Here is a 12,712-nt window from a genome sequence, read left to right on the forward strand (position 1 = left end):
CGCCGACGGGCCCCTCCCTCTCCCACCTTCGTGGGCGAGGGTATAAATTATGCCCCTCGCCCGCTTGCGGGAGAGGGAGGGGCCCGAACGCGTCAGCGTTTGGGAGGGTGAGGGCTGGCTCTTACCGCTCCAGCGTCAGATACCGCAGTGGATGGATGTCATAGGTGTTGCCCCGCCACCCGCCCACGCGGGGCGATACCAGGTGCATGGCGCTGCCGAAGGCCAGCGGTATCACCCGCCGGCTTTCCAGCAGGGACCGTTCCAGCGCCTGTATCTGCTGCGCCTGTCCCGCCCGGTCCGTCGCCGTCACCGCCGCATCCGGTGGCAGGAAGGGGGACAGGGCGTAGAAGGGTGAGTAGGAAATCCAGCTATTGTACAGGAAGCCCTGGAAATCCTTCTGGCGCTGCCGGGCGCTGACCATGCGGGATTCCAGCCCGACCAGATTCGTTTCCACGCCTAAGACCTGCTTCCACTGCGCCGCGATGGCGATGACCCGGCGGCGGATCGCCTCCACACCGGCAAAGACGATTTCCACGCGCGGCGGGGGTGTGCCCGCCCCGTATCCGGCACGGGCCAGGGCGTCTCGCGCCGCCAGACGGCGGGCCTCCCCCGTCATGACCTTGGGCGTGGGTGGCCTGTCCTGTCCCCACAGGCCGGGCGGGATCAACCCATAGGCGGGCATGGCCCGGCCCTGCGCATCCGCCACCAGCTGATCCCGGTCCAGCGCCAGTTCCAGCGCCTCCAGAAAGGCGGGGTTGTTGCGCCATGCCGCCCCATCGGGATTGGCCAGCATCAAGGACAGCAGGGTCCAGGGATGGACCTGTACCGCATCGGGCAGGTTGGTGCGGGCCCAGTCCAGCATGGGGGCCGGCACAGTGCTGGTGATGTCCAGCTGTCCGGCACGGAACAGGTTCATCTCCAGTTCCGCCTTTTCCGCCACCAGCGCCTCCACACGGGCGATCTTCACAGTGGCGGCCCCGTGCCAATGATCCGCGCGGTCCAGGATGTAGCGGTCCTGCAGCCGGTGTTCAGTCAGGCGGTAGGGGCCGTTGCACATCAAGGTGCTGGCCCTGGCAAAGCCATCGCCATGGGCCGCCAGGGTGGGGCCATGGACGGGCAGGGTAAGGCGGTGGGCCAGCACCATGTCGAAATCGGGCACAGGCCGTTCCAGACGGACCACCAGGGTCCGCGCATCCGCCGCCTGGATGCCCAGCCGGTCGGGCGGCAGCAGGCCCCGGCGGATGGCCACCGCATTCTCCACCCCGTCCAGAAGATCGGCGATGCCCGACCGGGTGGCGGGGTCAATCGCCCGGCGCCAGCCCCGGACAAAATCCGCCGCCGTCACCGCATCGCCATTCCACCAGCGGGCGTGGTTGCGCAGATGGAAGACCATGGTCAGGCCATCGCTGGCATGGTCGATCCGCTCCGCCACGCCCGGCACGGTGCGGCCATCGGCATCGCGGGTCAGCAGCCCCTCGCACAGGTCCAGCAGCAGGCGGGCCGCCGAAATCTCCGTTCCCTTGTGCGGGTCCAGCGTTTCCGGCTCCGGCCCGATGGCAACACGCAGCGGCTCTGCGGCGAGGGATGGCAGGGTGAGCAGCAGGGCCGACAGCAGGAGAGCGGCAATCCGCATCATCCCAGCACCGATGCCGCTGTGCCGGCGCGGACCAGCGGATTAAGGCTCAACCCGTCGCCGCCATGTTCCAGCATGGATTTGCTGTCCAGGCGTGCCAGCCAGCGGCGCGGCTGATCGGTGCCTGCGCGCGACAAGACGCTTTCCGCCTCTGCCCGTGTGAACTCTCCGGGCAGGGTGGACAGGATGCGCAGGGCCATCTGTTCGGTTTCGGTCAGCATGCCCATGGCCCAGGCGATGGACGCACCGACGGAACGGTGGCGCGCCGGCCCCGGACGGCGCACGACGGGAAAGGCGCGCATCGGATCACGGCTTGCATCCGCCGTGGCGGACAAGCCCAGAAGGCTGGCGGCGCGGGCCGCAATCTCCACACCCAGCGGCACGCCGCCCAATCGGCAGCAGATGCGGGCGATGGCTGGCTGCGCGTTTGCGTCAATATGCAGGCCTGCGGCATTCGCGGCGGTCAGGAAAAGCTCCATGGCCGGTGCCGCTGTCTCGCTGCCGTCGGCGGGCACCGCCAGGGGCGACAGGCGCACACAGGCGCTGCGCAGGCGGGAATGGGCGATATGGCTGGTGATCAGGAGGCACAGACCGGGGCATTCATCCCCCAGGCGCTGCACCAGGGCCTGGGCGCAATCCTCCAGCCCCTCCGCACTGTCCAGCAGCAGCAAGGCCCGGCTGCCGCGCAACTGTGTCAGCAGGGTCGCCGCCGGATCACCCCCCACCGCCCCGCCCAGGGTATTCAGGATATGGGCGGCCAGGGTCGCGGCATCGGGAAACGGATGGCCGTTCATGGAGATCAGCCAGCGCCCGTCGGGAAAATCCTCGGTCATGCTGTGTGCGGCGGCCATGGCCAATCTGGTCTTGCCGATCCCCGACAGACCGGTAATGACGAGCCGCCGATCCCGGCGCAGGCGGCGCACGGTATTGGCCAGTTCCACCTCCCGGCCTGAAAGCGGGGCTAGGGGCAAGGGCATATTGCCCATCGTCGCGCCCCGCATGGGCAGGTTGGCGGTGGCCAGCCGGTAGCCGCGCCCATGCACGGTCAGGATGACGCGGCCCTCGCTGTCACCGATGGCGGCCCGCAGGCCCGAAATCTGCACCGCGACGTTGGCAGGATCGACGATCTGTCCGGGCCAGGCGCGGTCAAGCAACTGGGCTGCCGACACGTCCTGCCCGGCATGGTCGGCCAGGATGGACAGCAGCGCCGTGGCACGGCGGCCCAGCGGCACAAGGGTGCCGCCCCGGCTGGTCAGCCGGCGTGTTTCCCGATGAAATCGGTAAGCACCGACCGCCAGTTCCGCCGTCAGCCTGTCCTGCCCGAAATTTCCAGGGTCTGGCCGCATCGTCACACCCTTTGCTGCCGTCGCCCCCACCTGAAAGGCAGGAGCGACGGCATGTTAACCTTAAGCGCTGGCAAAGGCCAGAAGGTCGGCGTTCAGCCGGTCCTTGTGGGTGTCCGTCACCCCGTGCGGGCCGCCTTCATAGACCTTCAGTTCCGCATGGGGCAACAGCCGCGCCACGGCGCGCCCGGCGGCATCGATGGGCACGACCTGATCGGCGTCGCCATGGATCACCAGCGTCGGCATGTCCCCGAACTTCTTCAGGTCTTCGGTGAAGTCGGTTTCGGAGAAGGCCTTGATGCAGTCATAGGTGGCCTTGTGGCCCGCCATCATGCCCTGCATCCAGAAACTGTCGATCATGCCCTGCGACGGCTTGGCGCCGGGCAGGTTGAAGCCGAAGAACGGGCCGGACGCGATGTCCTTATAAAGCTGTGACCGGTCGGCCAGGCTGGCGGCGCGGATACCGTCGAACACCTCCATCGGCAGGCCGCCGGGATTGGCATCGGTCTTCAGCATCAGCGGCGGCACCGCGCCGACCAGGGCGATCTTCGCCACCCGCGCGCGGCCATGGCGGGCGACATAGCGCGTCACCTCCCCACCACCCGTGGAGAAGCCGACCAGCACCGCATCGCGCAAGTCCAGCGTCTCCATCAACTGTGCCAGATCGTCGGCATAGGTATCCATGTCGTGACCATGCCAGGGCTGGCTGGACCGGCCATGGCCGCGGCGGTCATGGGCGATGGCGCGGAAACCATGGCTGGCCAGATGCAGCATCTGGTTTTCCCAGCTGTCGGAGTTCAGCGGCCAGCCATGGCTGAAAACCACGGGCCGCCCTGCACCCCAATCCTTGTAATAGAGCTGCGTACCGTCATCGGTGATGATCGTGCCCATGGCCTTCTCCGTTTTGTATGGATGCCGTACGCGCCATGCCGGTTTCTGGCGATGGCGCCGGAGGAAACTATTCAGCTGGAATGGGGTCCAAGGCTTGTTAAAATAAATAAAATCCTTTTCCGTTTTCGTGTGTCGGTCGATAAATTATTGGCCGAATTGACCATTTCGGGATGGAACATGGGCGCCGGGGCGGGCGGAACATATGTGTTGGATCAGGTCCACCGGCGGCTTCTGCGTGACGGCCAGCCGGTGGTTCTTGGCGACCGCGCATTCGACCTGTTGCGGGCGCTGGGCGCTGCTGAAGGGCGGGCTGTGACCGCCGCCGAACTGACGGCCCAGGTCTGGCCCGGATTGACGGTCAGTGCCGGCAATCTGCGGGTCCAGGTGCGGGCCCTGCGCCGCGCCCTGGGCGATGACGCCATCCAGAATGTGCCCGGCATCGGTTATCGCCTGGCGCTGCCGCTGACCGCCCCCGGTGTGCCGGACCCGTCACCCGTTGATCTGCTGGTGGGGCGCGAGGCGGAGCTGGAGGGGCTGGGTGACATGCTGTCCCGGTCCCGCCTTGTCACCATCGTCGGGCCGGGCGGGGTGGGCAAGACCAGCCTTGCGCGCGCCGCCACCGCCGCTTGGTCGGAAATCCGTACGGTGCATGTCGAACTGGCGCCCGTGCGACAGCCGGGATTGGTGCCGGTTGTGACGGCGGCGGCCCTGTCGATGAAGTTTGTCGGTGGCGACCTGCTGGGTGCGATCCGCACAAATCTTTCAACGGAACCGACGCTGCTGGTGCTGGACAATGCCGAGCATGTCCTGGATGAGGTGGCGGAGTTTGCCGACGGGCTGTTAGGGGCCTGCCCTTATGTGCGGCTGCTGTTGACCAGCCGGGAACCGCTGGGGCTGGCAGGCGAGCTGCTGCTGCATCTGTGCCCGCTTGCCTGCCCGCCGGAGGATGAAACCGACCCGGATGTGATCCGCGCAGCGCCCGCAGTGCGGCTGGTGCTGCGCAACCATGCCCGCGCCGGCTGGCCCCCGCCGGGTGATGCGGACATGCCCGCCCTTGCCCGGCTGTGCCGGCATCTGGACGGGTTGCCGCTGGGCCTTGTGCTGCTCGCGGCATTGCTGCGCGACTGTCCGGTGGAAGAGGTAGTGCAGGCCCTGGAGGGCCGGTTTCAGGACCTGCCCCTGCCGGACGATGCGGGATACCGCCACGGCAGCCTGACCCGCATGCTGGATTGGAGCGTGGAGACGCTGTCGCCGCCTGAACGGCTGCTGCTGTGCCGTCTGGCCGTCTTTTCCGGTGCTTGGCCGGTGGAGGCGGCGGTGGCGGTCTGTGGCGGCGCCCCCTTGCGCCGCGATGAGGTGCCGGGGCTGGTGGCCGGGCTGGTTTCCCGCTCGCTGGTGGTGGGGCCGGGGCAACGGCGGGAGCCGGGCCTGCGTCTGCTGGATACGATCCGCCAATATGCGCTGACCCTGGAACCGGGCTTGATTGATCGGCACCGGCTACAGCCGCGCGTGATCGACTGGCTGCAGGCCGAGACGCGGCGTATCCTGGTGGTAAAGGGCCATGTCAGGAATGCTGACGAACGTCTGCGTCTCGACGTTGCCGATATCCGTTCCATGCTGGCCTGGGCGCTGGCGGGGGCGGATATTGTGAAGGGCCAGGAACTGGCCATCACGGCATGCCGGCTGTGGAACTATGTCGGCCCCATGAATGACGTGGTTCAGCATGTGGTGCGCGCCTGGACGCTTTGTGACGATCAGACACCACCCCATATCCGGGCGACCCTTGGTTTGCTGATCCATGGCGAGGGGTTGCCCCTTCGGCTGCCGTTCCATGCCCATCGCGACGCCTATGCCCGTACGGAATTGCCCGGGGCCGTGGCGGCGTTGCGGGCACCGGATGTGCCCCCTTTCTTCCGCATCGATGGTCTGCTGTCCGCCGGGTATATCCGCTGGTACACGGGCGATGCGGCGGCGTGTCTGGACCTATGGGCCGAGGGCGTGGACTATGCCGGCCAGCGGGAAATCTATTCTGATCAGGTGCGGCTATTGTCGCTGGCGGGCTGGCTGCGCGCGGAGACGGGCGACCCCGATGGCGCTCGTCAGGAATTTGCCAAAGCCCAATCCATCGCAGAGCAGCGGGGCCTGTTTCGCAAACTGCCCATGCTGCGTCTGGCCGAGGCGGAATTCAGCGCCGGTAACCGTGATGCAGCCATCGAGATGGTGCGACTGGCCCTGACCCTGTCCGAACCGACCATGCCCGTCCTGCAACAGACGCTGCATGCCAACCTGTCATCCTACCTGCTGTTGTGCGGACAGGTGCAGGAGGCGATGGTGCAGGCGCATGCCGCCCTGATCATCACAAGGCGGGTTCAATACAGCTCTGCCTATCCCTGGACATTGGAACGGGGGGCGCTTCTGGCCCTTCGCCTTGACCGGCCCGATCTGGCGCGGCCCCTGGCGGCGCTGGGTGACAGGATGGTTCGCGCCGACACGCGCAAGCGGGGCGGGGCGGAGCGCGCGCTGCACGCCATGCTTTTGGTCGCACTGGAGCCTTTTGCGGCGGCGGACGATGCGGCGGATTGGACGGTTGAGCAGGCGCTGGCGGCACTGGCGGCGTTCTATGCCGAACATCCATCCTCCCTGTCATCCATGACGTGATAGTTTTTCAAGCATTGATGATGATCCGGGGACAGGATGATGACGGGTAAGGTTCTTGTTATGGCGGTGCTGACCGTCGCCGCACTGAACACAACATTGGCCATAACACTGCCGGCGCTGGCATTGGAGGGCGCATCCTCCTACATGAAGGACGGGGACATCGACCTTCTGTCGATCCTGCCCGCCGCGCCTAAAGAGGGGGACCCCCGCGCCGAGGCCGACCGCGCCATTTTCCGCGCCACCCGGAAGCTGGAAGGCTCGCCGCGCTGGCAGTTGGCCACCAGCGATGTCAGCGAGAAGCCGGATTACATGTACAGCGCCTATAGCTGTGCCATGGGCTTGGAACTGACGGAAAAGCAGGCGCCGGCCCTGACCCATCTTCTGGAAACGGCGGCGGATAACGCGTCCGATGCCAACCGCGCCGTGAAGAAGAAGTTCCAGCGTCAGCGGCCCTTCAAGTTTGATGACGGCCCGATCTGTCAGTCGCGGATCGAGGTGATGAGCTTTGATTACCCGTCGGGCCACACCACCCATGGCTGGACATGGGCCCTGATCCTGGCCGAACTGATGCCGGAGCGGGCGTCGGCCATCCTGGCGCGCGGTCGTGCCTATGGTGAAAGCCGGATCGTCTGTGGCGTTCACAATGCCAGTGCGGTGGAGGCCGGGCGTCTGTCCGCCACCCTCTCCATGACCCGCCTGCGCTCATCGCCCGCTTTCCAGGCAGACTTTGCGGCGGCCAGAGCGGAACTGTCCGCCCTTCCATCCCGGTCCCAGCCGGATGCAGCCCGCTGTCAGGCCGAAGCCCAGACCCTGGCGACGCCGGTTCTGTGATCGATATATCTCGATGGTAGTATTCAGGGGCGATAGGTCAGTCCAGTTTCATGGAACTACGGTATTGATGTCCTGAAAATCCATGAGAGTCGGCATTCCCCGAAGTCTAAAAGGGCAGCCACATCGCAGTGCAGCGTGAAGCACCGCACTGCGATGTGGCATTTTTGCAGCGCCAGCGCTAGACAGCGGTCCTGAGCGTGATCGCATGCCGGCAGTCCAGGCAATCTGCGGCTTTCCGCACCGATCCTGTGGCTTCAAACTCTTCAATCTGATTGTATGGAGCAACTGAACATACATTATATCATATAAATATACTATGGGAGCGGTAACAAATTCGATTGACGATCCGCTCTCATTAGATAATAGTGCCTTTCAAAATATGGGATATGCGCTGAGGGCAAAATGGGTGATCCCCATCCCCCGGCGCGTTGGCAAATCATCGAAAAGCCAAGTAGGGAGGTCACTCGTGAAGAAGTGTGTAGTCAGCCGTCGCGGACGGCTGCTGAGCGGCACCGCCATTGCTGCCGCCGCTTTTGTCGGCGTCGCGTTGCCAGCGTTGGCACAATCCGCCCCCGCATCGAATGACGTGCTGGAAGAGGTGGTGGTTACCGGCTCGCGCATTCCGCGCGCCTTCTCCGCCCCCACGCCCGTGAATGTGGTGGGCGCTGAAGAGGTGAAGCTGTCCGGTAACGTCAATATCGAGAAGATGCTGGCGCAATTGCCGCAGGCCGTCGCCTCGCAGTTGGGCAGCGCCACGTCCAACACGGTTCCCGGCGGCTTTGCCGATGTGAACCTGCGCGGTTTCGGATCTACCCGCAATCTGGTGCTGGTCAATGGCCGCCGCTTCGCCATCTATGGGCCGGAGCAGGTGACCGACCTGAACACCATTCCGTCCACCCTGATTGCGCGCACCGAAATCGTCACCGGCGGTTCGTCGGCGGTCTATGGGTCCGATGCCATCACGGGCGTCGTGAACTTCATCATGCGCGACGATTTCGAAGGTGTCGAAGCCCGCGCCCAGATCAATCTGGACCAGCCGACGACCACCCCGACCTACAATGTCGACATCACGGCGGGCGGCAATTTCGCCAATGGCCGTGGCAATGTCGTGGTGGCCGGCAACTTCCTGGACCGTGGCGCCATCACGCGCGGCGACCGGGGCAGCTTTGCCTATGACAGCCTGTCCGATGGCTGCGTGGTTAAGGGTTCGGGCAGCGCCAATGGTGCCGGCACGCCCTTCAGCCCGCCGGCGGGCCAGGGCTGCGTCGCCGGCGGTGGCGAGCTGGGCTTTATCCGTGGCGGGTCGGGCGATATTCCCAATGGCCGTTTCTCCGGCATTCCGTCGTTTGGCGGGTCCAATGCCGCGCTGAACGCCGCCTATAGCGCTGCCGGTCTGGGATCGCTGGGCTCACGCGGGTTCACCTTCAACGATGGCGGCACGACCGCCCGCCCGGCGGTGACGCCGCAGGACGATTTCAACCTGGGTCCGGACAATTACCTGATCCAGCCGCAGCGCCGCGTGATGCTGAACAGCTTCGGCCATTATGATTTCACGGACAAGATCCGTGGCTTCATGGAGCTGCATTATTCCAACAATGTGGTCGATGCCCGTCTGGCCCCGACCAATGTCGGCGCGCCGACCCTGTTCAACGTCAACAACCCCTATCTGTCATCCTCCATGCAGGAGGTTTTCCGTCAGCTGGACCTGGCGGAAACCGGCACGACCACGGTGACCAGCGGTACCGCCACCCGCACCACCACGCGTGGTGACGGTCTGGCCCTTGTCACCGCTGGCCGTCGTTATGTGGAGGTCGGTCCCCGCCGCGCCACGGAACGCCGCAACACCTATCGCGGCGCCTGGGGCTTCGACTGGGATCTGGGAAGTGCTTCGGAGGATTTCCTCTCCGACCTGAACTTCAACACCTATTACACCTACGCCCGGACCGAGAATACGCTGCTGCTGCAGAACGCCATTTCGCGCTCGCGTCTGCAGGCCTCGCTGCTGGCCAATGGTACCACGCCGCCGGTGTGTAACATCTTCGGCGCCAATATTTCCGACGCCTGTCGTACCGCCATCGCCATCAACGCCACCAACTCCACCGTTGCCACCCAGCAGACGGCCCAGGCCAGCGTGACGGGCAAGCTGTTCCCGATGCCGGCGGGCGATGTCGGTTTCTCCACCGGCGTGGAATGGCGCGACACCAGCGCCACCTTCACCCCCGACAGCTTCCTGGCGTCGGGCGACGTGGCGGGCTTCAATCCCGGTCTGCCGACCCGTGGCAGCACCAGCGTCAAGGAAGTGTTCGGTGAGCTGAACATCCCGCTGCTGCGCGATCTTCCGATGGTGGACGCGCTGGAAGCCAATGGCGCCTTCCGTTATTCCGACTATTCCCTGTCGGGTATCGGTTCGGTCTGGACCTATTCTGGCGGTCTGGATTATCGCGCCACCAGCGATATCGCCTTCCGTGGGCAGTATCAGCGTGCCATCCGTGCGCCCAACGTGAACGAGCTGTTCGGCGGCATCAACCGCGTGGTCAGCGTCGCCACCGACCCCTGTTCGTCCCGTGCCCCGGCGGCGCAGCAGACGGCGGCGGTGCGCGCCATCTGTGCGGCGACCGGCGTGCCCACCGGCAACATCTTCACGGCGGCGGTGCAGCCCAACACCATCTTCGGTGCCGATTTCGGCGGCAACCCGAACCTGCGTGAGGAACGGTCCGACACCTATACATTCGGCACGATCCTGACGCCGGAATTCGTGCCCGGCCTGAACCTGTCGGTCGACTACTTCAAGATCAAGCTGGATGGCGCCATCTCGGCCCTGGGCGGTGGTCTGCAGAACACGCTGAACCTTTGCTACAACGTCATCCAGGACGCGGGCAGCGAGTTCTGCCAGGCCATCAAGCGCAACCCGACGACGGGCGAGATCAACGATCCGTATGTGGCCAAGATCCTGAACGCCAATACGGGCCGCCTCCAGACGTCCGGCATCGATCTGGCCGCGCGTTATTCCTTCGCCGCCGGTTTCGGCTTCCCCGGCCTGTCGGACGTGTCGTCCTTCGACATTTCCACCAGCTACACCTTCCTGGATGATTTCACCTCCACCCCCGTGGCGGCGTTCCCCAACATCCAGAACCATTGCGAAGGTTCGTTCGGCCCGACCTGCGGCCAGCCGCTGCCGGTCTGGCGGGGCAGCACGCGCGTCAGCTGGAATGTCGATGCGTTGCAGCTGTCGGTTCGCCACCGCTATGTCGGCAAGGTCACGACCGACCGTTACATTGTGCCCAAGCGGCAGGGTTCCGCCGCCACGCCGGCCCTGGACAGCATCGCCTACCCGACGCTGGCCGCCCAGAACTACTTCGACGTCTCCTTCAACTATGATTTCAGCGACAGCCTGCAGGTCTTCGGCGGCGTGAACAATGCGTTCAACAACCGTCCGCCGATCACCACGCAGGGCCCGAACGCCAACACCTTCTCGGCCACCTATGACGTGCTGGGGCCGGAGTTCTTCCTGGGTGCTACGGTGAAGTTCTAAGATTGCAGGACATATGTCGGGGTTCGCTGACGCTCACCCACGACCTACGGCGGGTTTCGTAGGTCGTGGGTGAGGCGGAGCCGAACCCCGACATTATCCGGCGAAAAGGGAGGTGAAGATGTTCGACCGCCGTTCGCTTGTCATGGGGGCCGGTGCGGTGGCTGGGGCCGGCATGGCCATGGCCGCAGGCGCCAAGACCCCTGAAAAGCCCACGGGCCCGTTCCAGGTGTTTCAGGCCGATATCCGCCAGTTCGGGGCCAAGGGTGACGGCAGCGCCATCGACACGCCTGCCATCAACAAGGCCATCGATTATGTGGCCGAACGCGGCGGCGGCACCGTCTATTTCCCGCCCGGAACCTATGCCTGCTACACGATCCGGCTGAAAAGCCGCATCACGCTCTATCTGGAACAGGGCGCCACCATCCTGGCGGCGGCACCCAGCGACACCCAGGGCTATGACCATCCCGAACCCATCCCGGAATGGAATAAGTATCAGGATTTCGGCCACAGCCATTGGCGCAACAGCCTGATCTGGGGCGAAGGGCTGCATGATGTCGCCATCATCGGCCCCGGTCTGATCTGGGGCAAGGGGCTGGGGCGGGGCGATGGCAAGGATAACTGGCTGAAGGACCCGTCGGGTCCCGGTACCGGCAACAAGGCCATCGCCCTGAAATGGTGCCGCAACGTCCTGCTGCGCGATTTCAAGGTGCTGGAAGGGGGCTGGTTCGCCCTGCTGGCCACCGGCGTCGACAATATGACCATCGACAATCTGCTGGTCGATACCAACCGCGACGGGTTCGATATCGATTGCTGCAAGAATGTCCGGGTCACCAACTGCACCGTCAATTCTCCCTATGACGACGCCATCTGCCCCAAATCCAGCTTCGGCCTGGGTGAGGCGCGGGTGACGGAAAACCTGACCATTTCCGACTGTCTGGTGACGGGCAATTATCAGGTCGGGTCTGTCCTGGATGGCACCTGGAAGAAGATGCCTGCCGATTTCGCACCCCTGATCCATGGGCGCATCAAGTTTGGCACGGAAACCAATGGCGGCTTCCGCAACATCACCATCACCAACTGCATCTTCGAGGATAGCCGTGGTCTGGCGTTCGAGACGGTGGATGGCGGGGTGTTGGAGGATGTGACGGTCAGCAATATCGCCATGCGCGGTATTGTCGATGCGCCGATCTTCCTGCGCCTGGGCAAGCGGATGCGCGGGCCGGCGGGGGTGCCGGTCGGGTCGCTGAAACGTATTCTGATCCAGAATGTGGTCAGTTCCAGCGCCACCATTTTGCCATCGGTCGTCGCGGGCCTGACAGAAAAGCCCATTGAGGATCTGCGGATCGCCGATTGCTATTTCCACCATGTCGGCGGCGCGCCGGCGTCCATGGCGCAGATCAATCCGCCGGAGGCTGAAATGGCCTATCCGGAGGCCACCATGTTCGGCGACCTGCCGGCCACGGGTTTCTTCATCCGCCATGCGCGGCGGGTGGAGATGACCAATGTCGAGATCGCGGTGGAAGCGTCCGATCCGCGTCCGGCCATCCGGCTGGAAGATGTGAAGGACGCTGATTTCTTCCGCCTGCGCGTGCCGCGCGCCGCCCCTGCCTTCGCGTTGAAGGATGTCGTCGATTTCCGCAGCACGGGCGCCCGCTGGCTGCCCGACCGGATCAATGACGGCCCGATCAATGGGGTGTTCTGAGTTTTGTGAAAGCACGCTCCTTCGTCATCCCGGCGAAAGCCGGGACCCAGGGGCCAGATGCCCGACCTATCGTCGGCTTTGATAATCGCCGTGCCAAGGTTTGATCCCGTGGCCCCTGGGTC

7 protein-coding genes are annotated in these 12,712 nt (G+C 64.9%); 4 read left to right on the forward strand and 3 right to left on the reverse strand.

The window, feature by feature from the left end; all coding sequences use genetic code 11:
- Positions 1 to 121: 121 nt before the first annotated feature.
- From ACODSP_RS18135 to ACODSP_RS18145, 3 genes are read right to left on the reverse strand one after another with little or no spacing between them, the layout of a single operon-like run.
- Positions 122 to 1,636, reverse strand: coding sequence for a peptide ABC transporter substrate-binding protein (locus tag ACODSP_RS18135; RefSeq protein WP_488966964.1), 1,515 nt, complete (start codon positions 1,634 to 1,636; stop codon positions 122 to 124).
- Complete coding sequence (locus ACODSP_RS18140) at positions 1,633 to 2,979, reverse strand: ATP-binding protein (protein WP_488966965.1); 1,347 nt, start codon at positions 2,977 to 2,979, stop codon at positions 1,633 to 1,635. Before ACODSP_RS18140 ends, ACODSP_RS18135 begins: the two co-directional genes overlap by 4 nt.
- Before the next feature lie 60 nt (positions 2,980 to 3,039).
- Positions 3,040 to 3,867 (reverse strand): alpha/beta fold hydrolase, encoded by an 828-nt coding sequence (locus ACODSP_RS18145; RefSeq protein ID WP_488966966.1) that lies wholly within the window; start codon positions 3,865 to 3,867, stop codon positions 3,040 to 3,042.
- Positions 3,868 to 4,071: 204 nt separating this feature from the next.
- Here ACODSP_RS18145 and ACODSP_RS18150 point away from each other — a divergent pair, with 204 nt between their 5' ends.
- The 4 genes from ACODSP_RS18150 (at position 4,072) to ACODSP_RS18165 (ending at position 12,590) form a co-directional block, all read left to right on the forward strand.
- On the forward strand, positions 4,072 to 6,525 hold the full coding sequence (locus ACODSP_RS18150) for an ATP-binding protein (RefSeq protein ID WP_488966967.1): 2,454 nt from the start codon (positions 4,072 to 4,074) through the stop codon (positions 6,523 to 6,525).
- Positions 6,526 to 6,585: 60 nt separating this feature from the next.
- The gene (locus ACODSP_RS18155) at positions 6,586 to 7,356 is read left to right on the forward strand and encodes an acid phosphatase (RefSeq protein ID WP_488966968.1); all 771 of its coding nucleotides are present in this window, start codon (positions 6,586 to 6,588) and stop codon (positions 7,354 to 7,356) included.
- A gap of 466 nt (positions 7,357 to 7,822) precedes the next feature.
- Entirely contained in the window at positions 7,823 to 10,888 is a 3,066-nt protein-coding gene (locus tag ACODSP_RS18160) for a TonB-dependent receptor plug domain-containing protein (RefSeq protein WP_488966969.1), read from the forward strand.
- Positions 10,889 to 11,006: 118 nt separating this feature from the next.
- Positions 11,007 to 12,590: a rhamnogalacturonidase gene (locus ACODSP_RS18165; RefSeq protein ID WP_488966970.1), complete on the forward strand. Its 1,584-nt coding sequence runs from the start codon at positions 11,007 to 11,009 to the stop codon at positions 12,588 to 12,590.
- The last annotated feature ends 122 nt before the right edge of the window (positions 12,591 to 12,712 follow it).

Source organism: Niveispirillum sp. FG156, assembly GCF_057809555.1.